Below are 25,530 nucleotides of genomic sequence, written 5' to 3'. Positions count from 1 at the left end.
GGCGGGGTGCGGCTACGATGACCGGCACGAGGACGGGCGGCGCAAGGGAGTCGTCCCCCGGGGCGGCACCCGCCGGTGCTGCCCCAAGTCCTGCGGACTGGGGAGGCCCCACGCCGGGGCGAGGAGGGCGGGCCATGGTGCAGAAGGCCAAGATCCTCCTGGTCGATGACCGGCCGGAGAATCTGCTGGCGCTGGAGGCGATCCTCTCGGCGCTCGATCAGACGCTGGTCCGGGCATCGTCCGGGGAGGAAGCGCTCAAAGCACTGCTCACGGACGACTTCGCGGTGATTCTGCTGGATGTGCAGATGCCGGGCATGGACGGTTTCGAGACCGCCGCCCACATCAAGCGCCGGGAACGGACCCGGGACATCCCGATCATCTTCCTCACCGCGATCAACCACGGGCCCCACCACACCTTCCGCGGGTACGCGGCGGGCGCGGTGGACTACATCTCCAAGCCGTTCGACCCGTGGGTGCTGCGCGCGAAGGTGTCGGTCTTCGTCGAGCTGTACATGAAGAACTGCCAGCTCCGGGAGCAGGCGGCGCTGCTGCGCCTGCAGTTGGAGGGCAGCGGCAAGGCCGCGGGCGGCGGCGAGGCCAAGGAGCCGGCGGGTCTGATCGCCGAGCTGTCGGCGCGGCTGGCGGCCGTCGAGGAGCAGGCGGAGGCGCTGTCCAAGCAGCTCGGTGACGAGTCGACGGACGCGGCGGCGGTGGCGACGGCGGCCCATCTGGAGCGCAAGCTCACCGGTTTGCGGCGGGCCCTGGACGCCCTGGAGCCGGGCTCCTCCGGCGCCCGGAACGGGGCGAACTGACCCCGCCCCGCGAAGGCGCCGGACCCGCCCGGCGTGGCGGCCCGTGAGGCCCCGTCAACCCCCGTACCGGAGCTGTCACTTCCACAGCTCTGGCGGGACGACACGATCGGGTGAAGCGGTGGGCACACGTGTCGACCGGCGTCTCCCCCGGTAACCTCACACCCATGGCCTCACGTCCCTCCGCAGCCAAGAAGCAGCCCGCCAGGAAGGCGGCGGCTCCCTCGAAGGCTCCGGCGAGGAAGGCCGCCGCGAAGAAGGCGCCCGCCAAGAAGGCACCGGCCAAGCGGGCGCCCGCGAAGAAGGCCGCGCCCAAGCCGGCGCCCAGTCCGACCGGGGGCGTCTACCGGCTCGCGCGCGCCCTCTGGCTGGGGCTCGCGCACGCCGTCGGCGCCGTCTTCCGCGGCATAGGACAGGGCGCCCGGAACCTGGACCCCGCCCACCGCAAGGACGGCGTGGCGCTGCTGCTGCTCGGTCTCACCCTCATCGTCGCGGCCGGCACCTGGGCCGACCTCAGGGGCCCGGTCGGCGATCTCGTCGAGATCCTGGTGACCGGCGCCTTCGGCCGGCTCGACCTGCTGGTGCCGCTGCTGCTGGGCGGCATGGCCGTGCGCCTCATCCGCCACCCGGAACAGCCGGAGGCCAACGGCCGGATCGTGATCGGCCTGTCCGCGCTGGTCGTCGGCGTGCTCGGGCAGGTGCACATCGCCTGCGGCTCGCCGGCCCGCAGCGCCGGGATGCAGGCGATAAGGGACGCCGGCGGCCTCATCGGCTGGGGCGCGGCGACCCCGCTGTCGTTCATGATGACCGACGTCCTCGCGGTGCCGCTGCTCGTGCTGCTCACCGTCTTCGGCCTGCTGGTCGTCACCGCCACCCCGGTCAACGCCGTCCCGCAGCGACTGCGGGCGCTCGGTGTGCGCCTCGGCCTGCTGCACGACCCGCAGGCGGAGGCCGGCGCCTTCACCGACGACGACGAACGGTACGAGGAGCAGTGGCGCGAGGCGCTGCCCGAGCGTTCCCGCGGGCGGGGCCGGGGCGCCGACCCGCACGACCCCGACGCCGCCGAGCAGGAGGCCCTGGAACGGCGCCGCCGCGGGTCCCGCCGGTCCGCCGCGCCGCAGCCCGACCCGGGCCGGTCGCTGGACGCCGTGGACGTGGCCGCCGCCGCGGCCGCCGCGCTGGACGGCGCCGTGCTGCACGGGATGCCGCCCTCGCCGCTGGTCGCCGACCTCACCCAGGGCGTCACCCCCGGCGACCGCGAGCCGACCACGCCGACCCCGGTGCCGGCCGCCCGCCCCCAGCCGGGCAAGCTCCGCCAGGAGCCGCCCGCGGGGCAGTCGGGCCGGACCCCCGTCCCCGACCTCACCAAGGACCCGCGTCCGCAGGAACGGGAACTTCCGCCGCGCGCCGAGCAGCTCCAGCTCTCCGGCGACATCACCTACTCGCTGCCCTCCCTCGACCTGCTCACCCGCGGCGGGCCCGGCAAGGCGCGCAGCGCCGCCAACGACGCCGTGGTCGACTCGCTGACCACCGTCTTCACCGAGTTCAAGGTCGACGCCCGGGTCACCGGCTTCACCCGCGGCCCGACGGTCACGCGCTACGAGGTCGAACTCGGCCCCGCCGTGAAGGTCGAGCGGATCACCGCCCTGACCAAGAACATCGCGTACGCCGTCGCCAGCCCCGACGTGCGGATCATCAGTCCGATCCCCGGCAAGTCCGCGGTGGGCATCGAGATCCCCAACACCGACCGGGAGATGGTGAACCTCGGGGACGTGCTGCGGCTCGCCGAGTCCGCCGAGGACGACGATCCGATGCTGGTCGCCTTCGGCAAGGACGTCGAGGGCGGCTACGTCATGCACTCCCTGGCGAAGATGCCGCACATGCTGGTCGCCGGCGCCACCGGCTCCGGCAAGTCGTCCTGCATCAACTGCCTGATCACGTCGGTGATGATGCGGGCGACGCCCGAGGACGTACGGATGATCCTCGTCGACCCCAAGCGCGTCGAGCTGACCGCGTACGAGGGCATCCCGCACCTGATCACGCCGATCATCACCAACCCCAAGCGGGCCGCCGAGGCCCTCCAGTGGGTCGTGCGCGAGATGGACCTGCGCTACGACGACCTCGCCGCCTACGGCTACCGGCACATCGACGACTTCAACCGCGCCGTGCGCGAGGGCAAGGTCACCCCGCCCGAGGGCAGCGAACGCGAACTCCAGCCGTACCCGTACCTGCTGGTGATCGTGGACGAGCTGGCCGACCTGATGATGGTCGCCCCCCGGGACGTCGAGGACGCCATCGTCCGCATCACGCAGCTCGCGCGCGCCGCCGGCATCCACCTGGTGCTCGCCACCCAGCGGCCCTCCGTCGACGTCGTCACCGGCCTGATCAAGGCGAACGTGCCCTCCCGGCTCGCGTTCGCCACCTCCTCCCTCGCGGACTCGCGGGTCATCCTCGACCAGCCCGGCGCCGAGAAGCTGATCGGCAAGGGCGACGGACTGTTCCTGCCGATGGGCGCGAACAAGCCGACCCGCATGCAGGGCGCCTTCGTGACCGAGGAGGAGGTCGCGGCGGTGGTCCGGCACTGCAAGGACCAGATGACGCCCGTCTTCCGGGACGACGTGGTCGTCGGCACCCAGCAGAAGAAGGAGATCGACGAGGACATCGGCGACGACCTCGACCTGCTCTGCCAGGCCGCCGAGCTGGTCGTCTCCACCCAGTTCGGCTCGACCTCCATGCTCCAGCGCAAGCTGCGCGTCGGCTTCGCCAAGGCGGGCCGGCTCATGGACCTCATGGAGTCGCGGAGCATCGTGGGACCGAGCGAGGGGTCCAAGGCGCGTGACGTTCTCGTGAAGCCCGACGAACTGGAGGGCGTGCTCGCCGTGATCCGGGGGGAGTCTGAAGGGTAGGCACGGTACGTCGGGGTCCGCCGTCCGGCGGCCCCGGGCGGCCGTCCGGCCGATCGTGACTCACCCGTTAGCGATCATTGAGCAACCGTTTCCCCATGATCTACGTCAACGTGAGGGAAGCCACAAAGAGGTAGTCGACCATCGGGGTGCGGGGCCCATTCCGATGGCGTACGCAGCGCACCGCCCGGTTGCCCCACCCATTTGCACCCCCCCTAGACTGAATCCCCAGCACAGGCGGCTATACGCTCGAAAGGCGCCCCCGTGTCCAACGGCAACTCCCCTGAAAACGAGCGTCCCTTCGAAGACGTTTCCGGCGCAGACCGCCCCTCCGTCGGCAGTGCCCTGCGACGGGCGCGCGTCGACGCCGGGATGACCGTCGACGACGTCAGCACCGCCACCCGTGTCCGCATCGCGATCGTGCACGCCATCGAGGCCGACGACTTCACGCCCTGCGGCGGCGACGTGTACGCCCGCGGCCACATCAGGACGCTGGCCAAGGCGGTCGGGCTGGACCCGGCCGGCCTGGTGGCACGGTTCGACGCCGACCACGGCGGACGCCCGGCCCCGACCTCCGCCGCACCCCTGTTCGAGGCGGAACGCATCCGTCCCGAGCGGCGCGGCCCCAACTGGACCGCCGCCATGGTCGCCGCCATCGTCGCCGTGGTCGGGTTCGTCGGCTTCACGGTCGTCAAGGGCGGCGACGGCGGCGGCTCCGAGGCCAGCGTCGCCGAGGGCGCCCAGCCCAGCGCCGAGGCCACCGCGCCCTCGCCGTCGGCCACGCCCGCCGAACCCCGCCCGGAACCGAGCGACAGCGCCATCGCCGCGGCCCCCCGCGACAAGGTGACCGTCCAGGTCAGCGCCGCCGAGGGCCGGAGCTGGATCTCGGCCAAGGACCACAACGGCCGGCTGCTCTTCGACGGTCTGCTCCAGCAGGGCGACTCCAAGACCTTCCAGGACAGCGAGAAGGTCGACCTCGTCCTCGGCGACGCCGGCGCGATCCAGCTCTACGTCAACGGCAAGAAGATCGACGACGACTTCCAGCCCGGCGCCGTGGAGCGGCTGACCTACACCAAGGGCGACCCGCAGGTCGGCTGAGCCGCCTTCACCGCCCGGCCGGTGAGGCGGGACGGTACCCGGCACCGCCCTCCCCGGGCGTGCGCGGCGGGGCGGCTGCCACGGAGGGGGCACACGGGGGCGACGGGCGGGCCACGCCCCCGTCGACGTGGGGCGTCGGCCGGACGAAGTAGTCTTGAGCGCATGCCTGAAAGCCGTACCGTCGCACTCGTCACCCTTGGCTGCGCCCGTAACGAGGTGGACTCGGAGGAGCTGGCAGGCCGTCTGGAGGCGGACGGCTGGAAGCTCGTCGAGGACGCCGAGGAAGCGGACGTCGCCGTCGTGAACACGTGCGGCTTCGTCGAGGCCGCCAAGAAGGACTCCGTCGACGCCCTCCTGGAGGCCAACGACCTCAAGGGCCACGGCAGGACCCAGGCCGTGGTGGCCGTGGGCTGCATGGCCGAACGCTACGGCAAGGAACTGGCCGAGGCCCTCCCCGAGGCCGACGGCGTGCTCGGCTTCGACGACTACGCCGACATCTCCGACCGGCTGCGGACCATCCTGGGAGGCGGCATCCACGCCGCCCACACCCCCCGCGACCGACGCAAGCTGCTCCCCATCAGCCCCGCCGAACGCCAGGAGGCCGGCGCCGCCGTCGCGCTGCCCGGACACGCCCCCGCCGACCTCCCCGACGGCCTCGCCCCCGCCTCCGGCCCCCGCGCGCCCCTGCGCCGCCGGCTCGACGGCGCCCCGGTCGCCTCGGTGAAGCTCGCCTCCGGCTGCGACCGGCGCTGTTCCTTCTGCGCCATCCCCTCCTTCCGCGGCTCCTTCATCTCGCGCCGCCCCAGCGACGTGCTCAACGAGACCCGCTGGCTGGCCGGACAGGGCGTCCGGGAGATCATGCTGGTCTCCGAGAACAACACCTCCTACGGCAAGGACCTCGGCGACATCCGCCTGCTGGAGTCCCTGCTGCCCGAACTGGCCGAGGTCGACGGCATCGAACGAGTGCGCGTCAGCTACCTCCAGCCCGCGGAGATGCGCCCCGGCCTCATCGAGGTGCTGACCTCCACGCCGAAGGTCGCGCCCTACTTCGACCTGTCCTTCCAGCACTCCGCGCCCGGCGTGCTGCGGGCGATGCGCCGCTTCGGCGACACCGACCGCTTCCTCGAACTGCTCGACACCATCCGGAGCAAGGCCCCCGAGGCCGGCGTGCGCTCCAACTTCATCGTCGGCTTCCCCGGCGAGTCCGACGACGACCTCGCCGAACTGGAGCGGTTCCTCGACCACGCGCGGCTCGACGCCATCGGCGTCTTCGGCTACTCCGACGAGGAGGGCACGGAGGCGGCCACCTACGACGACAAGCTCGACGCCGACGTCGTCGCCGAACGCCTGGACCGGGTCTCCCGGCTGGCCGAGGAACTCGTCTCGCAGCGCGCCGAGGACCGCGTCGGGGAGACCGTCCGCGTGCTGGTGGAATCCGTCGACGAGGAGGAGGGCGTGCACGGCCGCGCCGCCCACCAGGCCCCCGAGACGGATGGCCAGGTGCTCCTCACGAGCGGCGAGGGCCTGCGGGTCGGCCGTATGGTCGACGCGAAGGTGGTCGGCACGGAGGGTGTCGACCTGGTGGCCGAGCCGCTGCACGGTTCATCCGGGCGGAGCGAGGAGGCGGGCAGATGACCGGAGTGCCGGCGTCCGCCGCGGGGGGCTCCCCCGGGGCGCGCGGGACCGGTCCGCGCGCGGTGGCGCGCGCGGCCGAGGGCACCGCCGCGGCGCACGCCCCCGGCGGCGGCCCCGGGCGCGGGTCGCCAGAGCGCGGGTCCGCGGACCGGGGGACCCCGCGGCGGAGGACCGCGGACCGTGGCTCACCGGACCGCGGCCCCCTGGGCCGGGCCGAGGACGGTGCCGCCGGGCCGGGCGTGTCCGAGGACGGCGGGGCCGGGCGGGGGACGGCCGAGGGCGGTGCCGCCGGACGCGGCGCGAAGATCACGGCCGCCGCGGTCAACCAGGCCAGCGTCTGGAACATCGCCAACTTCCTGACCATGCTCCGGCTGCTCCTCGTACCGGCCTTCGTCGCGCTCATGCTCGGCAACGGCGGCTTCGACCCGGCCTGGCGCTCGTTCGCCTGGGCGGCCTTCGCCGTCGCCATGATCACCGACCTGTTCGACGGGCACCTGGCACGCACCTACAACCTCGTCACCGACTTCGGGAAGATCGCCGACCCCATCGCCGACAAGGCGATCATGGGCGCGGCACTGATCTGCCTCTCCGCCCTCGGCGATCTGCCGTGGTGGGTGACGGCGGTCATCCTCGGCCGGGAACTCGGGATCACCCTCCTGCGTTTCCTCGTCATCCGGTACGGCGTCATCCCGGCGAGCCGGGGCGGCAAGCTGAAGACCCTCACCCAGGGCGTGGCCGTCGGCATGTACGTGCTGGCGCTCACGGGACCCCTGGCCACCCTGAGGTTCTGGGTGATGGCCGCCGCCGTGGTGCTCACGGTGGCCACCGGACTGGACTACGTACGGCAGGCGGTCCTGCTGCGCCGGCGGGGAATCGCCGAGCGCGCGGCGGCGTTGAAGGAGACGGACGGGTGAGTTCACCGGCCGCGGAAGTGGTGCGGCTGCTCACGGCGCAGGGCCGGACCCTCGCGGTCGCGGAGTCGCTCACGGGCGGCCTGGTGGCGGCGGGGATCACGGACGTGCCGGGCGCCTCCCGGGTCTTCCGGGGCGCGGTCACCCCCTACGCGACGGAGCTGAAGCGGGACCTGCTCGGCGTCGACGCCGAACTGCTCGCCCAGCGGGGAGCGGTGGACCCGCAGGTCGCCGCCCAGATGGCGGCAGGCGTACGGCGGCTGCTCGGTGCCGACTGGGGCCTGGCCACGACGGGCGTCGCCGGCCCGGACCCCCAGGACGGACAGCCGGTCGGCACGGTCTACGTGGCCGTCGAGGGGCCGGCCGGCGGATCATTCGGGACGAATGAGGGTTCCGCCTCTGGCGGAAAAGTGGAGGAGCTGCGGTTGAACGGCAACCGCGCGGAAATTCGTATGGAGAGCGTACGGAGCGTGCTCGCCCTTCTCCTCACGGAGCTGGCGGGCGAACAGACCGGGAACGAGCGGGCACAGGATACGGAACGGAACGGGGGGTTTTGATGTTTACAGCCCAGAGAGAACACGACATCGCTCCCCGCACGGCCGCTGCGCGAGGCGGTACGGTGGGGCGAGAAGGATGCGGTTACGCGGCCCGAGGAGGGAGCCACCGATGATTCTGCTCCGTCGCCTGCTGGGTGACGTGCTGCGTCGGCAGCGCCAGCGTCAGGGCCGTACCCTGCGTGAAGTCTCCTCGTCCGCCCGTGTCTCGCTCGGCTACCTCTCCGAGGTGGAGCGGGGGCAGAAGGAGGCTTCCTCCGAACTGCTCTCCGCCATCTGCGACGCGCTGGACGTGCGGATGTCCGAGCTGATGCGCGAGGTCAGCGACGAACTCGCCCTCGCCGAGCTGGCCCAGTCCGCCGCCGCCACGCCCAGTGAGACCGTGCCCGCCCCGGTGCGTCCGATGCTGGGCCCCGTGTCGGTGACCGGTGTGCCGCCGGAGCGGGTGACCATCAAGGCGCCCGCCGAGGCCGTGGACGTCGTCGCCGCCTGATCGTCGAGCGCGTGCGCGCGGGACGGCCCGCCGTCCGTCCGGCACGTGTGAGGCCCCGGCCGGGGTTCTCCGGGAGAACCGGAGAGGTGCGGTCGGGGTTTTTGCGTGCCCGCGCCCTCCCCGCGCCGCGGGTGCCGGTTGCCGGTCCCCTGCGCTGCGGTCATCGTGGAGGGACACAGTGGCGGGGGGCGAACCGGCGGAGGTGTGCCCATGTACGTCGTGAAGAGCCCGTTGTCCGACGCGAACCTGAAGACCGTGTCCGAGGCCCTGCAAGGGGCCCTCGTCGACCTGGTGGACCTGTCCCTGGTGGCGAAGCAGATCCACTGGAACGTGGTCGGGCAGCGGTTCCGATCCGTGCACCTGCAACTCGACGAGGTCGTCGCCACCGCGCGCGCCCACTCCGACACCGTCGCGGAGCGCGCCTCCGCCCTCGGCGTCTCGCCCGACGGCCGGGCCGCCACCGTGGCCGTCGGCAGCGGCATCGGGGTCACCCCGGAGGGCTGGGTCGACGACACCGCCGCGGTCGGGACCATCGTGGAGGCGCTGGGCGCGGTCATCGACCGGATGCGGGAGCGGATCGCGGCGACCGGGGAGCCCGACCCGGTGAGCCAGGACATCTTCATCCAGGTCACGGCGGACCTCGAGAAGCAGCATTGGATGTTCCAGGCCGCGAACGGATGACCCCCGCGCGCGGCCTGCGCCGTGCCGCCGCGCTGACCGGCGGTGCCCTGTGGTGGTGGGCGGTGCTGCGTCTCGCGTTCGCTGCCGACGCCGGGGTGCTGGAAGGAGCGGTCGCGACCGGTGGGTGGGGGCTGAGCGTGCTGCCTGTCCACTGCGTGCCGAAGGCGCAGGCGGTGGGCGCGCTGGCCACGGGGCGGTGGCGGCGGGCCTGGCGGTCGGGCGCGGCACCGGGGGCCCGGCCGGGGCTGTGCTCGCGCGCCGAGGGTGGTGGCGCGGGACCACGGCCGGGCTCGGGCGGTGGCGGCGGGGCGGTGCCGGGGAGTGGTGCGGTGCCCGAGGACGGCGGGGCGCAGGGCTGAGGCCGCCGGGGTCAGGTGCCTCGTGCGGTGCCGGGGCCACGGGGGCGGCGGGTCCGGGGCCGTGGGGCGGGGCCCCGCTGGCAGACCGGGCACCAGTACGTGGGGCGCTCGCGCGAGCCGTCGCCCTGGTCGGCCACCCGGACGGACGTGCCGCAGCGCGCGCAGGGCCGCGGGGCGCGGCCGTAGACGAAGAGGTCCTGGCCGCGCAGGGGAGTGGTGCGACGCACCGGGCGGTCGCGGTTGGCCTCCAGCAGCCGGTGCGCGAGGAGCGGGACACTCTCGGCGAGCCCGGCGGGCAGCTCACCGACGGGCAGCCAGGGCGTGACGCCGAGCAGGAAGCACAGCTCGCTCTTGTAGACATTGCCGACGCCCGCCAGGTTGCGCTGGTCGAGCAGGGCCTCCCCGAGGGGGCGGGACGGATCGGCGCGCAGGTTGGCGAGGGCCTGCGCGGGGTCCCAGTCGGGGCCGAGCAGATCGGGGCCGAGGTGGCCGACGGCCCGGTCCTCGTCGGCGGTGCGCAGCAGTTCCAGCACGGGCAGGCGGTAGCCGACGGCGGTGCGGTCGGGAGTGCCGAGGATCGCGCGGATCCGGTGTGCCGGTCCGCCGCTCCAGCGTCGTCCGGGGGCGTACACCTTCCAGGCACCGTCCATCCCGAGGTGCGAGTGCAGGGTCAGCCCGCCCTCGATCCGGGTGAGCAGGTGCTTGCCGCGCGCGGTGACGTCCAGGACCCGGCGCCCGGTGAGGTCGGCCGTGGCGTACCGGGGCACGCGCAGGTCGCCGCGGATCAGCTCGCCGCCCGCCAGTGCCTCGTGCAGACGGCGGGCGGCCTGCCGGACCGTGTCTCCTTCGGGCATGCTCCCAGGGTGGCAGGCTCACGCCCGGATGCGCAGGCCGCGCGGGGTGGCGATGAAGCCGGCCTCCTCCAGCAGGGTGCCGAAGGGCGAGGTCAGGGCGGCGGAACCGTTGATCCGCTCGACGGTGACCGTGCCGAGGGAGCCCGCACGGGCGGCCTCGGACAGGGCCTTCGTGGCCGCGCGCAGCCGGGGGTCACCCGTCGGCGGGGCCTCCGGGCCGGTGGGCCAGAGCAGCACGGTCTTGCCGCCGCGCTCCATGTACAGGGCCAGTTCGCCGTCGACGAGCACCACCAGTGAGCCCGCCTTGCGGCCCGGCTTGTGCGTGGCGCCGGGCGGGGGATCGGGCCAGGTCAGGGCGGCGCCGTAGGCGTTGGCGGGATCGGCGGCGGCCAGGACGACGGCACGGGGCCCGGCGCCGGGACGGGCCCGGCCGCGGAAGCCGTCGCCCTGGCCCGGGTCGTACCCGGTGCCGTATCCGCCGGTGTCGCCGTAGCCGCCGCGGGGACCGCCCGCGCCCGGTTCGGCGTACCCGTGGGCGGAGGCGGGGTCACCGGGCGGGAACTCGTCGAGGGACCAGTCGCCGGTGCCGGTGCCGGTGCCGTCGGGGCCGGCCGGCGGCGCGGGGGGCGGGCCGTCGCCCCGCTCGCGGGCGTTGGCCACCGCGCGCAGCCGGTCCACGGCGCCCTCCATGGCGAACTGGGCCGCTCCCAGCCCCTCCACCACGTAGCCCCGCCGGGCCTGGCCGCTCTCCTCGAAGACGGCCAGCACCCGGTACACCGCCGAGAAGCCGCCCTCGACGCCCTCCGCGCCGACCGCGCCGCGCGTCACCACCCCGTGCCGGTCCAGCAGCGTGCGGGCCAGGGCGTGGGCGCGCACGGTCGTGTCGCCCTCCCGCTCCGGCAGCAGCGACCAGCGGCCCGCCACCGTGGGCGGCCCGGTGCGGGAGGCGCCGCGGGCGGCGGCCGTCAGCGTGCCGTACCGCCCGCGGGGCACCGCGCGCCGGGCCCGGTGGGCGGTGGAGCCGGCGGTGCGGCCCGAGCCCAGCAGGGCGCGCAGCGGTGCCAGGGTGTCGTTCGTCAGCCGTCCGGACCAGGCCAGGTCCCACAGGGCGTCGGCGAGCTGCGGATCGGTGGAGTCCGGGTGGGTGGTGGCACGGACCTGGTCGGCGATCTGCCGGAAGAAGAGCCCGTAGCCGCCGGAGAGGGCGTCCAGGACGGATTGGTGCAGGGCGGTCTGCTCCAGGGGCTGCGGGGGCGGCAGCAACAGCGGCGCCGCGTCCGCCAGGTAGAGCGAGACCCAGCCGTCCTTGCCGGGAAGGGAGCCCGCCCCGGCCCACACCACCTCGCCGGAGGCGGTCAGCTCGTCCAGCATCGCCGGGGTGTACCCGCCCACCCGGGACGGCAGCACCAGCTTCTCCAGGGCCGAGGCGGGCACGGAGGCGCCCTGCAACTGTTCGATGGCCCGCACCAGCCCGTCCACGCCGCGCAGGGTGTGCCCCCGCCCGATGTGCTGCCACTGGGGCAGGAACTGGCCCAGCGCGGCGGGCGGGGCTGGTTCCAGCTCCTGGCGGAGCGCCGCCAGCGACCGCCGGCGCAGCCTGCGCAGCACCGTGGCGTCGCACCACTCCTGGCCGATGCCCGCCGGATGGAACTCGCCCTGCACCACCCGGCCGGCCGCCCCCAGCCGCTGCAGGGCACCCTCGGTGACCGCGACGCCCAGGCCGAAACGCTCCGCCGCCGTCACCGAGGTGAACGGGCCGTGCGTGCGGGCGTGGCGGGCGAGGAGGTCCCCCAGGGGGTCCTTCACCGGCTCGGTGAACGCCTCGGGCACGCCCACCGGCAACGCCGTGCCCAGCGCGTCGCGCAGCCGGCCGGCGTCCTCGATCGCCGCCCAGCGGTCCTCGCCCGCGACGCGTACCGGGATCACCCGCCGGGCGGCGGCCAGCTCCCGCACCCATCCCGGCTCGGCACCCCGCCGGGCCAGCTCGTCGTCGGCGAGCGGGCCGAGCAGCCGCAGCACGTCCGCGACGCCCTCCGGGTCCTTGATCCGGCGGTCCTCGGTGAGCCACTGCAACTCGCGTTCCAGCTCGGTGAGCACGTCCGCGTCCAGCAGCTCGCGCAGCTCCGCCTGGCCCAGCAGCTCGGCCAGCAGCCGCGAGTCCAGGGAGAGCGCCGCCGCACGGCGCTCGGCGAGCGGCGAGTCCCCCTCGTAGAGGAACTGGGCGACGTACCCGAACAGGAGCGAGCGGGCGAAGGGCGACGCCTCCGGGGTGGTGACCTCGACCAGGCGCACCCGGCGGGACTCCAGGTCGCCCATCAGCTCGGCGAGCCCCGGCACGTCGAAGACGTCCTGGAGGCATTCGCGGACCGCCTCCAGCACGATCGGGAACGAGCCGTACTCGCTCGCCACCTCCAGCAACTGGGCGGCGCGCTGGCGCTGCTGCCACAGCGGGGTGCGCCGCCCCGGGCTGCGGCGCGGCAGCAGCAGGGCGCGGGCCGCGCACTCGCGGAACCGGGAGGCGAACAGGGCCGAGCCGCCCACCTGGTCGGTGACGACCCGGTCGACCTCGCCCTTGTCGAAGACGACGTCGGCCGCGCCGACCGGCGCCTGCTCCGCGTCGTACTCCGTGCCGGGCCGCGCCGGGGCCTGGTCGAGCAGGTCCAGGCCCATCAGGTCGGCGTCCGGCAGGCGCAGCACGATGCCGTCGTCGGCGTGCATGACCTGCGCGTCCATGCCGTACCGCTCGGAGAGGCGGGCGCCGAGCGCGAGCGCCCAGGGGGCGTGCACCTGGGCGCCGAAGGGGGAGTGGACCACGACCCGCCAGTCGCCCAGTTCGTCCCGGAAGCGCTCCACGACGATCGTGCGGTCGTCGGGGACGTGCCCGCACGCCTCGCGCTGTTCGTCGAGGTAGGCCAGCACGTTGTCGGCGGCCCACGCGTCGAGTCCGGCGGTGAGCAGGCGCAGCCGGGCGTCCTCCCGGCCGAGGGAGCCGACCTCGCGCAGGAAGGCGCCGAGCGCGCGGCCCAGCTCCAGGGGGCGGCCCAGTTGGTCGCCCTTCCAGAAGGGCAGCCTGCCCGGCACGCCCGGGGCGGGGGAGACCAGCACGCGGTCGCGGGTGATGTCCTCGATGCGCCAGGAACTGGTGCCGAGCGTGAAGACGTCCCCGACCCGCGACTCGTAGACCATCTCCTCGTCCAGCTCGCCGACCCGGCCGCCGCCCTTCTTCGGGTCGGCGCCGGCGAGGAAGACCCCGAAGAGGCCCCGGTCCGGGATGGTGCCGCCGGAGGTGACGGCGAGCCGCTGGGCGCCGGGCCGGCCCGTGACCGTGCCGGCGACCCGGTCCCAGACCACGCGCGGGCGCAGCTCGGCGAAGGCGTCGGAAGGGTAGCGGCCCGCGAGCATGTCCAGGACGGCGGTGAACGCCGACTCCGGGAGCGAGGCGAAGGGGGCGGCCCGGCGGACCACGGTGAGCAGGTCGTCGGCCTGCCAGGTGTCCAGCGCGGTCATCGCGACGAGCTGCTGGGCGAGGACGTCCAGCGGGTTCGCCGGGATGCGCAGGGACTCGATGGCGCCGGTGCGCATCCGCTCGGTGACCACCGCGGCCTGCACGAGGTCGCCGCGGTACTTCGGGAAGACCACGCCCGTGGAGACGGCGCCGACCTGGTGCCCGGCCCGCCCGACGCGCTGGAGACCGGAGGCGACGGACGGCGGGGACTCGACCTGGACGACCAGGTCGACGGCGCCCATGTCGATGCCCAGCTCCAGGCTGGAGGTGGCCACCACCGCGGGCAGGCGGCCCGCTTTCAGGTCCTCCTCGACGAGGGAGCGCTGCTCCTTGGAGACCGAGCCGTGGTGGGCGCGGGCGAGCACGGGCGGGGCGCCCTGGGCGGCGCCCGAGCCGCCCATCAGCTCGGCCGGGGAATGGTGCTCGGCCGGAGGCTCGCCGGTGGCCCGTTCGTACGCGATCTCGTTGAGCCGGTTGCACAGGCGCTCGGCGAGGCGCCGGGAGTTGGCGAAGACGATCGTGGAGCGGTGTGCCTGCACGAGGTCGGCGATGCGCTCCTCGACGTGGGGCCAGATCGACGGCCGCTCGGCGTTCGCGTCCGCGTCGGCCGCCGGGGAGCCGCCCAGCTCTCCCATGTCCTCGACCGGGACGACGACGGAGAGGTCGAACTCCTTGCCCGAGTCGGGCTGCACGATCTCGACCTTGCGCCGCGGCGACAGGAACCGGGCCACCTCGTCCACCGGGCGGACCGTCGCCGACAGGCCGATGCGCCGGGCCGGCCTCGGCAGCAGCTCGTCGAGGCGCTCCAGGGAGAGCGCGAGGTGGGCGCCGCGCTTGGTGCCCGCCACCGCGTGCACCTCGTCGAGGATCACGGTCTCCACACCGGTCAGCGCGTCCCGCGTGGCCGAGGTGAGCATGAGGAACAGGGACTCCGGGGTGGTGATCAGGATGTCCGGCGGGCGGGTGGACAGCGCGCGGCGCTCGGCGGCCGGGGTGTCGCCGGAGCGGATGCCGACCTTGATCTCCGGCTCGGGAAGGCCGCGCCGTACCGACTCCTGCCGGATGCCGGTCAGCGGACTGCGCAGATTGCGCTCGACGTCGACCGCGAGGGCCTTGAGCGGGGAGATGTACAGCACGCGGCAGCGCTTCTTGGAGTCGGCGGGCGGCGGCACCGACGCCAGCCGGTCCAGCGCGGCGAGGAAGGCGGCCAGCGTCTTCCCCGAGCCGGTGGGGGCGACCACCAGCACGTCCGAGCCCCGGCCGATGGCCCGCCACGCGCCCGCCTGGGCGGCGGTGGGCGCGGAGAAGGCCCCCGTGAACCAGCCGCGGGTCGCGGGGGAGAAGCCGTCCAGGGCTCGGGGTGCGGAGCTGACCATGGCTCCATCCTGCACCCGGCCACCGACAGTCGTCCTGAGCGGGACGAACGCGGATGACGGGGGCGAGAGGAGGGTGCGGCGACGCCGGACGCGGCGGCGCGGCCCCGGCGCCGGGGCGGCTCGCGGACGGCCCGGCGCCCCGCGGCCGGCGCCCGGCGGCCCCCGTGGACCGACCTGGTGGTCCCTGCCGCGGCCTCCGTGGAGCGACCTGGAGGCCCCCGCCGCGGCCCCCGTGGACCCGGACCTGTGGTCCGCCGTGGCACCCGTGGACGGCCCGGCGGCCCCCGCGCCCCGTGGCGGAGAATGACGGCATGGCGGGAACGGACGAGCGGGCACGGCACTGGCGGTACGAGGAACTGCCCGGTGTCGACCTGCTCCGTGCCCGGTACGTACGCAAGAGCTTCGTCCGGCACACCCACGAGCACTTCGTCATCGCCGCCATCGCCGCCGGCGTCGAGATCTTCCACCACGGCGGCGGCGACCAGTACGCCGCCGCCGGCACGCTCGCCCTCGTCAACCCCGACACCCCGCACACCGGCCGCGCCGGCGTGCCCGAGGGATGGCGTTACGGCGCCGTGTACCCCTCGCCCGACGTGGTCGCCGCCATCGCCGCCGAGACCACCACGCTGCGCGGCACCCCCGGCTTCGTCCGGCCCGTCCTCGACGACCCCCACACCGTCGAACTCGTGCACAAGGTGCTGCGCGCCACCGACGAGGGCAACGCCCTGGCCGCCGACACCCTGCTCAGGGTCGCGGTGACCCGGCTGCTGCGCCTGAACGGCGGGCCGCTGCCCCGGCGGGACGTGCGCAGCGCGGGCGCCCGCACGGCCGCACGCGCGCGTGCCCTGCTGGAGGAGCGGCTGGCCGGACCGCCCAGCCTGGAGGAACTCGCCGGAGAACTCGGCAGCAGCCCCTTCGCCCTGCTGCGCGCCTTCCGGGACGCCTACGGCATGCCGCCCCACACCTGGCTGACCGACGCCCGGGTGCGCCGGGCGCGGCGCCTGCTGGACGCCGGGACCCCGCCCTCCGAGACGGCGGCCGCCGTCGGCTTCACCGACCAGCCCCACCTGAACCGCCACTTCACCCGGATCGTGGGCGTGCCTCCGGGCGCCTACCAGCGGGAGCGCAAGAACGTACAAGACACGGGCCGGGGTCTTCTCCTACCGTCTCGGGCGTGAGAGAACAGACAGCCGTCCCGGACACGGACGCCGGAGCGAAGCCGGACGCCGCCGTCGTACGGGACGCACTCGGGGTGGGGGTCGCCGTCGGCCTGTCCGGGTTCGCCTTCGGGGTGACCTCGGCGGGCAGCGGACTGACGCTCCTGCAGACCTGCGCGCTCAGCCTCCTGGTGTTCACCGGGGCCTCCCAGTTCGCGCTCGTCGGCGCGCTCGCGGCCGGCGGGAACCCGCTCACGGCCGCGGCGGGCGCCTTCTTCCTGGGCGTACGCAACGCCTTCTACGGGCTGCGGCTGTCGCAGTTGCTGGCCCTGCCGCGCGTGGTGCGGCCGTTCGCCGCCCAGTGGGTCATCGACGAGACGACCGCCGTGGCCCTCGCCCAGCCCACCCGGCGCGGCGTCCGGATCGGGTTCGCCGTCACCGGGGTCACGCTGTACGTGCTGTGGAACCTGACCACGCTGCTCGGCGCGCTGGGCGCGGAGGCGCTCGGCGACACCGACGCCTGGGGACTGGACGCGGCCGGTCCCGCGGTCTTCCTCGCGCTGCTCGCACCGATGCTGAAGACCACGACCGAGCGCGCGACCGCCGCCCTGGCCGTCGTGCTCGGGCTCGGACTGCTGCCCGTCCTGCCCGCCGGGGTGCCCGTCCTGGTGGCCGCGCTCGCCGCGCCGGCCGTCCTGTGGGCGCGGGGCCGCCGCTCCGGTGGCTCCGCCGGCACGCCGGGGGAGGAGCCGCGGTGAACATCTGGATCGCCATCGGTGTCACCGCCGTCGGCTGCTACGCCGTCAAGCTGCTCGGACTGCTCGTCCCGGCGGGCGCGCTGGAACGCCCCCTGGTCAAACGACTGGCCGCCCTGCTGCCCGTCGCCCTGCTCGCCGCGCTCACCGCCCAGCAGACCTTCGCCGACGGGCACGCCCTCGTCCTGGACGCGCGGGCCGCCGGAGTGGCCGCCGCCGCGGTGGCCCTGGTGCTGCGCGCCCCGTTCCTGGTCGTCGTCGCGGCGGCCGTGGTGGTGACCGCCGGGGTGCGGGCCCTGGGCGGCTGAGGCGGTCGTCGCTCAGCCGGGGAGGCGGCCGTGGGACCGCAGGGTGAGCAGCGCGTCGAGCGTCGCCCCCGGGCGGGCCTCCCGGTCGGCCGAGGCGCTCCCCAGGGGGTCGGTGACGGGCCAGCCGCCGTCCTCCTGCTGTGCCGCCACGAGGACGTCCAGGGAGCGGGCCATCTCGGTGTCCGTGAACCACGCGCGGGCCAGGGAACCCGGCGTGCGCGCGTAGTCGTGCGGGAAGCGGCGCCCGCCCGGGACCCGGCCCGGCAGGGCCCGGCGGGCGTGCCGGGCGTCCGGCTCCAGCACGGCGAGCCGCCGTACCCGCACCAGGCGGCCCAGCCGGTCCGCGGCGGCACGCGCGCGCGGGCGGTCGGGCACGGAGTCCAGGAAGGCCAGCGCGGCCTCCACCTCGCGGGGGTGCGTGGCCTCCGTCGACTCGACAGCGTCCCAGCAGAAGTCGGTGGCACGGAACAGCCAGGCGTGCCACACCTCGTTGCGGTGCAGCAGCCCGACGACCGGCGCGGTGGCGAGCAGGTCGCCGAGCGAGCCGGGCGCGACGCGCCCCGTGTGCTCGCCCGCCGGCAGCGCCCCGTCGGCGGTGGAGACGGAGGTGAGGTAGCGGCACACGCGCTCGACCCGCTGGCCGCCGCACCGCCCGATGGCGTCCAGCACGGCGAGGGCCCGCGCGGCGTGCCGAGGCCGGCTCGCCGGACCGCGCAGACCGGGCTCCAGCGCGTGGCCGTACCCGCCGTCCTCGTTGCGGTAGGCGTCCAGGGCGGTCTCCACCGGGTCGGCGCCCTGGCCGCGGAAGTGGTGGGCGAACAGGCGCTGCTCCAGCACCCGCGCGGTGAGCCAGACGAAGTGCTCCGCGCGCGTGAGCGGGGAGCGTGCCGGGGAGGCCGGGGGGAGGGGGGAAGCATCCGTAGCTGCCATGCGACAGACCGTAGGGCGCAAAGCGGTCTCGGCACCCGGTCCCGGCCGCGGGCCCACTCGCACGGGGCGCGATACTGGACGCATGCGGTTGACGGTCTTCTGGCAGCGGATGACGGATCACTTCGGTCCGGGATACGCCGACACCTTCGCGCGCGACCATGTCATGAACGAGCTGGGAGGGCGTACCGTGCACGAGGCCCTGGACGCCGGCTGGGACGCGAAAGAGGTGTGGCGGGTCGTCTGCACGGTGATGGACGTCCCCCCGGAACGGCGCTGACCGCACCCGAGGAGGCCCGGACGGGTCCTGGCCCTCCGCCACGTGGGTGAGACTTGGTCCCGTGGCACCGAATGACCAGAGCGGGCAGGACGCCCGGCACGCATCCCCGCCCGGCCCGACGCCGCCCGCCCCGCCTCCGGGCGGCCTCTCGGGCACGAGTTCCGGCATGCCCCGCTGGCTGCCGCGCGCCATGGTGCTGGCGCTCGCCCTGGTGGCCGCCTTCCAGTTGGGCAGTTGGGCGTTCCACCAGCTCACGGGCCTGCTGGTCAACGCCCTCATCGCGTTCTTCCTCGCGCTCGCCGTGGAGCCCGCGGTGAGCTGGATGGCCGCGCGCGGCATGCGGCGCGGGCTCGCCACGTTCCTGGTGTTCCTCGCCGTGCTGATCGCCGCCGCCGGGTTCGTGACCCTGCTCGGCTCGATGCTGGCCGGTCAGATCGTCAAGATGGTGGAGGACTTCCCGGAGTACCTCGACTCCGTCATCAACTGGATCAACAGCCACTTCCACACCGAGCTGAGACGGGTGGACATCCAGGAGGGCCTGCTCCGCTCCGACTGGCTGCGCACCTACGTGCAGAATGGCGCCAGCGGCGTCCTGGACGTGTCCGCGCAGGTCCTCGGGGGCCTCTTCCGGCTGCTGACCATAGCGCTCTTCTCGTTCTACTTCGCCGCGGACGGGCCCCGGCTGCGGCGCGCGCTCTGCTCCGTCCTGCCGCCCGCCCGCCAGTCCGAGGTGCTGCGCGCGTGGGAGATCGCCGTGGACAAGACCGGCGGCTACCTCTACTCGCGCGGGCTGATGGCGTTGATCTCCGGCATCGCGCACTACGTGGTCCTCGAGGTCCTGGAGGTGCCCTACGCGCCCGCCCTCGCGGTGTGGGTGGGCCTGGTGTCGCAGTTCATCCCCACCATCGGCACGTACCTCGCGGGCGCGCTGCCCATGCTGATCGCCTTCACCGTCGACCCCTGGTACGCGCTGTGGGTACTGGCCTTCGTGGTGATCTACCAGCAGTTCGAGAACTACGTCCTGCAGCCCAAGCTGACCTCGAAGACCGTGGACATCCACCCCGCGGTCGCCTTCGGCTCGGTCATCGCCGGCACCGCCCTGCTGGGCGCGGTCGGGGCGCTCATCGCGATCCCGGCCGTCGCCACGCTCCAGGCGTTCCTCGGCGCCTACGTCAGGCGGTACGACGTCGCCGACGACCCGCGCGTCCACGGGCGCCGGGGCCGGGGCGCGGAGCCGGGGGCGGCCACGCGGATGCGGCGGCTGTGGGGCCGGCGAGCGGGCGCGGAGCCGTCCGGGGCGGACGGCGGCGGGGGCGGCCCGGCGTCCTGAGCGGGCCGGGGCCGGGCATCGCCCGGCCCTCCGGCCGGGGTCCGGCTCCCGGTCTCGTTCCCTCGAAGGGGGTGCGTGGCGCGCTTGACACGAAAATCGAACATCTATTCTCATGGGGGTTCCGGCACGGTCCGCGACGGGTGCGGAGGCCGGGGCCGAGGGGAGAGATGCCCGAGTTATCCACAGGCCGGACCGGCCTCGGGGCGCATTGTCAGTGGCAGGCATTAGCGTCTGAGACGTGAAGCGATCGAATCAAGCAAACCGGGTGGAACCCATGGCAGGAACCGACCGCGAGAAGGCCCTGGACGCCGCTCTCGCACAGATTGAACGGCAATTCGGCAAGGGCGCGGTCATGCGCATGGGCGACCGCACGAGGGAGCCCATCGAGGTCATCTCGACCGGCTCCACCGCGCTCGACGTCGCCCTCGGCGTGGGCGGCCTCCCCCGCGGCCGGGTCGTGGAGATCTACGGCCCCGAGTCCTCCGGCAAGACGACCCTGACCCTGCACGCGGTGGCGAACGCGCAGAAGGCCGGCGGCCAGGTCGCCTTCGTGGACGCGGAGCACGCCCTCGACCCCGAGTACGCCAAGAAGCTCGGCGTCGACATCGACAACCTGATCCTCTCCCAGCCGGACAACGGCGAGCAGGCCCTGGAGATCGTGGACATGCTGGTCCGCTCCGGCGCCCTCGACCTCATCGTCATCGACTCCGTCGCCGCGCTCGTGCCGCGTGCGGAGATCGAGGGCGAGATGGGCGACAGCCACGTCGGCCTCCAGGCCCGCCTGATGAGCCAGGCCCTGCGGAAGATCACCAGCGCGCTCAACCAGTCCAAGACCACCGCGATCTTCATCAACCAGCTCCGCGAGAAGATCGGCGTGATGTTCGGCTCCCCCGAGACCACCACCGGTGGCCGGGCGCTGAAGTTCTACGCCTCGGTGCGCATCGACATCCGCCGCATCGAGACCCTCAAGGACGGCACGGAAGCGGTCGGCAACCGCACCCGCTGCAAGGTCGTCAAGAACAAGGTCGCGCCCCCCTTCAAGCAGGCCGAGTTCGACATCCTCTACGGCCAGGGCATCAGCCGTGAGGGCGGTCTGATCGACATGGGCGTGGAGCACGGCTTCGTCCGCAAGGCCGGCGCCTGGTACACGTACGAGGGCGACCAGCTCGGCCAGGGCAAGGAGAACGCGCGCAACTTCCTCAAGGACAACCCGGACCTGGCCAACGAGATCGAGAAGAAGATCAAGGAGAAGCTGGGCGTCGGCGTACGGCCCGAGGAGACGACGGCGGCCGAGCCGGCCGCGGACGCCGCCGCTGAGGCCGCGGCTCCGGCCGTCCCCGCCCCCACGGCGGCCAAGACCGCCAAGTCCAAGGCCGCGGCGGCCAAGAGCTGATCCGTGACACGACGAACCGACTGGTCCGAGTACGCCCGCCAGGACATCGCCCCGTCCGAGCGTGAGCGCACCCGACCGGGCGGCCGGAACACCGCCGGCCCGGAGGGCGACGGGTACGGCGGGTACCCCGCCCGAGCAGGAGGCGGCCCGTACGGGACGGACGCGTTCGCCGACGGCGCGGACGGCCCGTTCCCGGAGTACGGCGACGCCGAGCCGTACGGTACGGGTGCCGTCGGCGGGGCGCGACGGACCGGGGGGCGGAACCGGGCCGATGCCCGGGGGCGGGGGCGGCGCGGGTCCGCCGGGCCGCCCACCGAGGACGGAGGCGACGCTTCCTCGTCGAGGGCCGAGAAGGAGGAGCCTCCGCGGGACCCGGTCGAGCAGGCACGGGCCATCTGCCTGCGCCTGCTCACCGGGACCCCGCGCACCCGCGGCCAGCTCGCCGACGCCCTCCGCAAACGGGAGATCCCCGAGGAAGCCGCCGAGGAGGTGCTGTCCCGCTTCGAGGAGGTCGGCCTGATCGACGACGGCGCCTTCGCACGGGCCTGGGTGGAGTCCCGCCACCACGGGCGCGGACTGGCCCGGCGCGCACTCGCCCGGGAGCTGCGCACCAAGGGCGTCGACTCCGCCGCCATCGACGAGGCCGTCTCCCGGGTCGACTCCGCACAGGAGGAGGAGACCGCCCGCGACCTCGTCGCCCGGAAGCTGCGCGCCACCCGGGGCCTCGACCGGGACAGGCGGCTGCGCCGTCTCGCGGGAATGCTGGCCCGCAAGGGCTACCCGGAGGGCATGGCCCTTCGCGTGGTCCGCCAGGCACTGGAGGAGGAGGGGGAGGACACCGAGCACCTCGACGAGGGGTACTGAGGCCCGGCCGACGCGGTCGAGGCCGGAGCAACGCGCAGCAGACAACGGCCCCCTGCCCGCGGACATCCCCAGGCGGGACCGCCGCCGGTCCGGTCCCCGCACGGTCCGCTACCGGCTGTCGCCGCCCGCCGGTCACCACACCTGTCCGCGGCGTTCCGCGACACTGGACCGTGCCTTCGGCGCGGGGGCGGACCCGGTGCCTACGCCGACGTGACCGGGAGGCCCGCCGCCCGCCACGCCTGGAAGCCGCCGATCAGGTCGGTCGCCCGGTACAGGCCGAGGCGGTGCAGGGAGTCCGCGGCGAGGCTGGACGCGTAGCCCTCGTCGCACACCACGACGACCCTCAGGTCGTGGCGCGTGGCCTCGGGAACGCGGTGGCCGCCCCACGGGTCGAGGCGCCACTCGAGTTCGTTGCGCTCGATCACCAGCGCCCCCGGGATCACGCCGTCCCGCTCCCGCAGAGCGGTGTACCGGATGTCCACGAGCAGCGCCTCGCCGGCGCCGACGGCCTCGTACGCGGTGCGCGCGTCGACACGCCGGTAGCCGCGGCGTACGCGTTCCAGGAGGGCGTCGATCCCGACCGGCCGGTTCACCGCCAGTCCTCCGGGCGCTCGACCTGCTCCAGCCGGAGCGTCCGCCCGCTGCGGCTGTAACGGCGGATGCGCGGCAGGGGCGGGTGGTAGGCGTGGACGGAGACGGCGTGCCGGTCGGGGGAGGTGTTGAGCACCTCGTGCACGTGGTGGAGGCCGAAGGCGCGGCCGGTACCGGCGGGCAGGAGGCGCTCTCGGTCGACGCCGTCGGCGAGTTCGAGGGCGCGCCAGCCATCGGTGGGCAGGCGGGCGGCGAGCGCGTTCTCGCGGAGTTCGCCGGCCGCCGTGACGAAGGCGCCCAGCGAGTCGGCGTGATCGTGCCAGCCGGTGCCGGTGCCGGGCGGCCAGCCGATCAGCCAGGCCTCACTGCCGCCGGGGCCGTCCAGCCGCAGCCAGGTGCGGTCGTCGGGGGAGAGGGGGAGCGAGGCGACGAGCGCGGTGTCGGCGGCGGCCCGGCGGGCGAAGTCGAGGAGCCGGGCCTCGGTGGGCGCGGGGGCGTCCGGGCCGGACCGGGCGGGGGAGGAGAGGGCAGGGGCGGTGGAGGGGGCAGACACGGGGTGACCGTCCTGAAAGTTCGCGCGGGGCGCGCCGCGGCGCGAGGCGGCGGCGCGCGGAGAGGGAGGCGATGTCAGCGGGAGGGGCGACACACGCAGCCCGCGTAGCGGACGAGGTCCATATGGACCCTCCGCCACAGGCGCACATCGGTGTCGGTCACGGTCGGGAGTACACCACGGCCGTGGAGGCCGGTCAACCCGCCGTCAACCGACGGACGTCAACCCGCCACCGGTGCGCTCGACGGCCCGGCGAGGAGTCACGAAAGGCAGCATGGTGCACGTCCCCGTGCCGCCCGACGAGAAGCCCCCACGGGCCGGTCCCCGGCCCCAGGTACCCCGTCGGACACCTCCCGGCAGCGGCCCCGGTCCGGCCCCCGCTCGCCGACCCGTTGGTCGCCCCGCCCTGCACCGGCCTCCCTGCCCCACCGTCACTCCGCCCAGTCCGGCCCGGCCCCGCCCCACTCCGTACCGGGGTCGCGCCCCTCACCGGGACCCCGCCGCGGCCCCCGCTTCCGCTTCGGTCTCCGTGGGGGGCGCCGGCTTCGCGGGGCCGCCGAGCGCGGTCTCGGCCGCCGTGTAGAGGTCGGCCGGGCGGACCCCGCTCAGGGCCGTCACCAGGTGTCCGTCGGGCCGTACCAGCAGGACGGTGTGGGCGCCGGCACCCGGATACTCCTCCGCGACCAGCAGTTCGGCCCGGCACGGCAGCGCCGTCACCGCGGCGGCCAGCCGGGGCATGATCCCGGCACTCACCCAGTGCTTGCGGTCCCACACGCCCGTACCCGGCGCCACCAGCACCACCAGCAGCGATCCGCGGCCGAGCCGGTCCCGCAGCCGGACGAACGCGCCGTCCTCCGCGGTGACCCGCACGTCGGCGACGGGCGCACCCGGCGGCGTGTCCACCGACGCCGGCCCCTCCAGGTCCCCGGGCGTGAGCGGCGAGTCGGCGTACGTCCCGGGGGCGCCCAGCACCCCCTGCCCGAGGTGGGCGTCGGCGAGCATCGCGTCGTGGCCGCGGGCCGAGCCGGGCACGTAGGCGCGCAGGCCCCCGCCGCCGCGCAGCAGCGGAAGCACCTGGTCGGCGGCGCGCAGCCGGGCGGCGACGGCGGTGCGCCGCTCGCGCTGGTAGCTGTCGAGCAGCGCCTTGTGCGGCCCGTGGTGCCAGGCGAGGGCGAGTTTCCAGGCGAGGTTGTCGGCGTCGCGCAGTCCCTCGTCGAGCCCCTGCGTGCCGAGGGCGCCGAGCAGGTGCGCCGCGTCCCCGGCGAGGAAGACGCGGCCGGCGCGCCAGCGTCGGGCCAGCCGGTGGTGGACCACGTGGACGCCGGTGTCGAGGAGTTCGTAGGGCGGGGTCGTGCCGTCGCACCAGCCGGCCAGGGTCTCGCGGACGCGGTTCACCAGGAGTTCGGGGGTGACCAGGTCCTTGCCCGGCGGGAGCAGCCAGTCCAGGCGCCACACGCCGTCCGGCAGCGGCCGGCCGACGACCTCCCCGGCCGGCGGCCCGGACTGCCGCCACGGCGGGGTGCGGTGCAGCACCGCCTCGTCGTCCCAGGGGAGTTCGGCGCGTAGCGCGGCGACGGCGTATCGTTCCACCGCCGTGCGGCCGGGGAAGCGGATGTCCTGGAGTTTGCGGACGGTGGAGCGGGGGCCGTCGCAGCCGACCAGGAAGCTGCCGCGCCACCAGGTGCCGCGGGGGCCGCGGGTGTGGGCGGTGACGCCGGTCCGCTCCTGTTCGACGTCGTCGAGGCGGCTCTCCACGGCGACCTTGACGAGGGGGTGGCGGACGGCGGCGGCGCGCAGGGCGCCGTTCAGCACGTGCTGGGCGAGGTGGAGGGGCGCGGGGGTGCCGGCGTCGAAGACGACCTCGCGCGTGATCTGCCTGCGCCGCATCGAGCGCCATCCGGCCCACCGCAGTCCGGCCGGGGTGAGGGAGGTGCCGGCCAGCCGTTCCACGAGGGCGACGGTGTCCTCGCGCAGGACGACGGTGCGGGCGGGCCGCTGGTCGTCCCGGCCCGGTCCGTCGTCGAGGACGACCGAGGGCACCTCCTGACGCGCCAGCGCCAGGGCGAGCGTGAGCCCGACGGGCCCCGCTCCGGCGATGATCACCGGGTCCACGGCGACGTGCCCCCTGTCCGCGGAAGCGTCCCGGGGGACACGGGTGAACACGAAGTTGGCGCAGGGTGCACGATCACAGAACGTA

At 74.7% G+C, this 25,530-nt stretch carries 23 protein-coding genes; 16 read left to right on the top strand and 7 right to left on the bottom strand.

Translation table 11 applies throughout. The features are described 5' to 3' along the window. The first annotated feature begins 134 nt into the window (after window positions 1–134). The 9 genes from VM636_RS07945 to VM636_RS07905 all read left to right on the top strand — a co-directional run bounded on the left by VM636_RS07945 (window position 135) and on the right by VM636_RS07905 (window position 9,443). Window positions 135–812, top strand: coding sequence for a response regulator (locus VM636_RS07945; RefSeq protein WP_030421195.1), 678 nt, complete (start codon window positions 135–137; stop codon window positions 810–812). A gap of 164 nt (window positions 813–976) precedes the next feature. Beyond that, complete coding sequence (locus VM636_RS07940) at window positions 977–3,715, top strand: DNA translocase FtsK (RefSeq protein ID WP_199825509.1); 2,739 nt, start codon at window positions 977–979, stop codon at window positions 3,713–3,715. 261 nt (window positions 3,716–3,976) lie between these two features. After that, a complete protein-coding gene (locus VM636_RS07935; protein WP_030421197.1) occupies window positions 3,977–4,810 on the top strand; it encodes a helix-turn-helix domain-containing protein in 834 nt (277 codons plus the stop codon). A 162-nt stretch (window positions 4,811–4,972) separates the two neighbouring features. Further along, a complete protein-coding gene (gene rimO, locus VM636_RS07930) occupies window positions 4,973–6,445 on the top strand; it encodes a 30S ribosomal protein S12 methylthiotransferase RimO (RefSeq protein ID WP_053914387.1) in 1,473 nt (490 codons plus the stop codon). Then, a complete protein-coding gene (pgsA, locus tag VM636_RS07925) occupies window positions 6,442–7,359 on the top strand; it encodes a CDP-diacylglycerol--glycerol-3-phosphate 3-phosphatidyltransferase (RefSeq protein WP_030421199.1) in 918 nt (305 codons plus the stop codon). The genes rimO and pgsA overlap by 4 nt, the downstream gene beginning before the upstream one ends. Continuing rightward, window positions 7,356–7,913 carry a CinA family protein gene (locus tag VM636_RS07920; RefSeq protein WP_030421200.1) on the top strand — a complete coding sequence of 186 codons (558 nt, stop codon included), beginning with the start codon at window positions 7,356–7,358 and terminating at the stop codon, window positions 7,911–7,913. The genes pgsA and VM636_RS07920 overlap by 4 nt, the downstream gene beginning before the upstream one ends. 109 nt (window positions 7,914–8,022) lie before the next feature. Beyond that, window positions 8,023–8,403 (top strand): helix-turn-helix transcriptional regulator, encoded by a 381-nt coding sequence (locus tag VM636_RS07915; protein WP_030421201.1) that lies wholly within the window; start codon window positions 8,023–8,025, stop codon window positions 8,401–8,403. 210 nt (window positions 8,404–8,613) lie between these two features. Beyond that, entirely contained in the window at window positions 8,614–9,084 is a 471-nt protein-coding gene (locus tag VM636_RS07910) for a DNA starvation/stationary phase protection protein (RefSeq protein ID WP_030421202.1), read from the top strand. Beyond that, window positions 9,081–9,443, top strand: coding sequence for a hypothetical protein (locus VM636_RS07905; protein ID WP_338484162.1), 363 nt, complete (start codon window positions 9,081–9,083; stop codon window positions 9,441–9,443). The genes VM636_RS07910 and VM636_RS07905 overlap by 4 nt, the downstream gene beginning before the upstream one ends. Before the next feature lie 11 nt (window positions 9,444–9,454). Here VM636_RS07905 and VM636_RS07900 read toward each other — a convergent pair whose 3' ends face one another. Together VM636_RS07900 and VM636_RS07895 are read right to left on the bottom strand one after the other, a co-directional pair. Further along, window positions 9,455–10,297, bottom strand: a complete 843-nt coding sequence (locus VM636_RS07900) for a DNA-formamidopyrimidine glycosylase family protein (protein ID WP_338484159.1) — start codon at window positions 10,295–10,297, stop codon at window positions 9,455–9,457. Between the two features lie 18 nt (window positions 10,298–10,315). Further along, a complete protein-coding gene (locus VM636_RS07895; RefSeq protein WP_338484157.1) occupies window positions 10,316–15,178 on the bottom strand; it encodes an ATP-dependent helicase in 4,863 nt (1,620 codons plus the stop codon). 311 nt (window positions 15,179–15,489) lie between these two features. On the opposite strand from VM636_RS07895, the gene VM636_RS07890 reads away from it, so the two are divergent. From VM636_RS07890 to VM636_RS07880, 3 genes are read left to right on the top strand one after another with little or no spacing between them, the layout of a single operon-like run. Then, window positions 15,490–16,356, top strand: coding sequence for an AraC family transcriptional regulator (locus VM636_RS07890; protein ID WP_030421205.1), 867 nt, complete (start codon window positions 15,490–15,492; stop codon window positions 16,354–16,356). Next, window positions 16,353–17,093 carry an AzlC family ABC transporter permease gene (locus VM636_RS07885; protein WP_037858568.1) on the top strand — a complete coding sequence of 247 codons (741 nt, stop codon included), beginning with the start codon at window positions 16,353–16,355 and terminating at the stop codon, window positions 17,091–17,093. The genes VM636_RS07890 and VM636_RS07885 overlap by 4 nt, the downstream gene beginning before the upstream one ends. Beyond that, window positions 17,090–17,398 (top strand): AzlD domain-containing protein, encoded by a 309-nt coding sequence (locus VM636_RS07880; protein ID WP_030421207.1) that lies wholly within the window; start codon window positions 17,090–17,092, stop codon window positions 17,396–17,398. Before VM636_RS07885 ends, VM636_RS07880 begins: the two co-directional genes overlap by 4 nt. 12 nt (window positions 17,399–17,410) lie before the next feature. Here the strand turns inward: VM636_RS07880 and VM636_RS07875 are convergent, their stop codons facing one another. Further along, on the bottom strand, window positions 17,411–18,328 hold the full coding sequence (locus tag VM636_RS07875; protein ID WP_053914389.1) for a hypothetical protein: 918 nt from the start codon (window positions 18,326–18,328) through the stop codon (window positions 17,411–17,413). A gap of 82 nt (window positions 18,329–18,410) precedes the next feature. Between VM636_RS07875 and VM636_RS07870 the strand changes: the two genes are divergently transcribed. From VM636_RS07870 to recX, 4 genes are all read left to right on the top strand, one after another. Further along, a complete protein-coding gene (locus VM636_RS07870; RefSeq protein ID WP_030421209.1) occupies window positions 18,411–18,605 on the top strand; it encodes a DUF3046 domain-containing protein in 195 nt (64 codons plus the stop codon). 61 nt (window positions 18,606–18,666) lie between these two features. Continuing rightward, window positions 18,667–19,935 carry an AI-2E family transporter gene (locus VM636_RS07865; RefSeq protein ID WP_199825510.1) on the top strand — a complete coding sequence of 423 codons (1,269 nt, stop codon included), beginning with the start codon at window positions 18,667–18,669 and terminating at the stop codon, window positions 19,933–19,935. 274 nt (window positions 19,936–20,209) lie between these two features. Beyond that, window positions 20,210–21,328 carry a recombinase RecA gene (gene recA, locus VM636_RS07860; protein ID WP_030421211.1) on the top strand — a complete coding sequence of 373 codons (1,119 nt, stop codon included), beginning with the start codon at window positions 20,210–20,212 and terminating at the stop codon, window positions 21,326–21,328. Window positions 21,329–21,331: 3 nt separating this feature from the next. Then, window positions 21,332–22,192 (top strand): recombination regulator RecX, encoded by an 861-nt coding sequence (gene recX, locus VM636_RS07855; protein ID WP_030421212.1) that lies wholly within the window; start codon window positions 21,332–21,334, stop codon window positions 22,190–22,192. Window positions 22,193–22,392: 200 nt separating this feature from the next. Here the strand turns inward: recX and VM636_RS07850 are convergent, their stop codons facing one another. The 4 genes from VM636_RS07850 to VM636_RS07835 all read right to left on the bottom strand — a co-directional run bounded on the left by VM636_RS07850 (window position 22,393) and on the right by VM636_RS07835 (window position 25,445). Next, on the bottom strand, window positions 22,393–22,785 hold the full coding sequence (locus VM636_RS07850) for a rhodanese-like domain-containing protein (protein ID WP_078856026.1): 393 nt from the start codon (window positions 22,783–22,785) through the stop codon (window positions 22,393–22,395). Then, window positions 22,782–23,336 carry a cysteine dioxygenase gene (locus VM636_RS07845; protein ID WP_338484147.1) on the bottom strand — a complete coding sequence of 185 codons (555 nt, stop codon included), beginning with the start codon at window positions 23,334–23,336 and terminating at the stop codon, window positions 22,782–22,784. Before VM636_RS07845 ends, VM636_RS07850 begins: the two co-directional genes overlap by 4 nt. Before the next feature lie 74 nt (window positions 23,337–23,410). Then, the gene (locus VM636_RS07840) at window positions 23,411–23,482 is read right to left on the bottom strand and encodes a putative leader peptide (RefSeq protein WP_311136958.1); all 72 of its coding nucleotides are present in this window, start codon (window positions 23,480–23,482) and stop codon (window positions 23,411–23,413) included. A 337-nt stretch (window positions 23,483–23,819) separates the two neighbouring features. After that, window positions 23,820–25,445: an FAD-dependent monooxygenase gene (locus tag VM636_RS07835; protein WP_053914391.1), complete on the bottom strand. Its 1,626-nt coding sequence runs from the start codon at window positions 25,443–25,445 to the stop codon at window positions 23,820–23,822. Between the last annotated feature and the right edge of the window lie 85 nt (window positions 25,446–25,530).

This window comes from Streptomyces sp. SCSIO 75703 (assembly GCF_036607905.1).
Classification (GTDB): domain Bacteria; phylum Actinomycetota; class Actinomycetes; order Streptomycetales; family Streptomycetaceae; genus Streptomyces.
The sequence above is the reverse complement of the archived record's forward strand: the minus strand, read 5'-3'. Positions and strand labels throughout refer to the sequence as shown.

Excerpts from the sequence above, each read along its gene's own strand:
- VM636_RS07870 (WP_030421209.1), top strand. The coding sequence starts at position 18,411 with ATGCGGTTGACGGTCTTCTGGCAGCGGATGACGGATCACTTCGGTCCG.
- VM636_RS07940 (WP_199825509.1), top strand. The coding sequence starts at position 977 with ATGGCCTCACGTCCCTCCGCAGCCAAGAAGCAGCCCGCCAGGAAGGCG.
- recA (WP_030421211.1), top strand. The coding sequence starts at position 20,210 with ATGGCAGGAACCGACCGCGAGAAGGCCCTGGACGCCGCTCTCGCACAG.
- VM636_RS07890 (WP_030421205.1), top strand. The coding sequence starts at position 15,490 with ATGGCGGGAACGGACGAGCGGGCACGGCACTGGCGGTACGAGGAACTG.
- VM636_RS07895 (WP_338484157.1), bottom strand. The coding sequence starts at position 15,178 with ATGGTCAGCTCCGCACCCCGAGCCCTGGACGGCTTCTCCCCCGCGACC.
- VM636_RS07945 (WP_030421195.1), top strand. The coding sequence starts at position 135 with ATGGTGCAGAAGGCCAAGATCCTCCTGGTCGATGACCGGCCGGAGAAT.
- VM636_RS07900 (WP_338484159.1), bottom strand. The coding sequence starts at position 10,297 with ATGCCCGAAGGAGACACGGTCCGGCAGGCCGCCCGCCGTCTGCACGAG.
- VM636_RS07915 (WP_030421201.1), top strand. The coding sequence starts at position 8,023 with ATGATTCTGCTCCGTCGCCTGCTGGGTGACGTGCTGCGTCGGCAGCGC.
- VM636_RS07875 (WP_053914389.1), bottom strand. The coding sequence starts at position 18,328 with ATGGCAGCTACGGATGCTTCCCCCCTCCCCCCGGCCTCCCCGGCACGC.
- rimO (WP_053914387.1), top strand. The coding sequence starts at position 4,973 with ATGCCTGAAAGCCGTACCGTCGCACTCGTCACCCTTGGCTGCGCCCGT.
- VM636_RS07910 (WP_030421202.1), top strand. The coding sequence starts at position 8,614 with ATGTACGTCGTGAAGAGCCCGTTGTCCGACGCGAACCTGAAGACCGTG.
- pgsA (WP_030421199.1), top strand. The coding sequence starts at position 6,442 with ATGACCGGAGTGCCGGCGTCCGCCGCGGGGGGCTCCCCCGGGGCGCGC.
- VM636_RS07905 (WP_338484162.1), top strand. The coding sequence starts at position 9,081 with ATGACCCCCGCGCGCGGCCTGCGCCGTGCCGCCGCGCTGACCGGCGGT.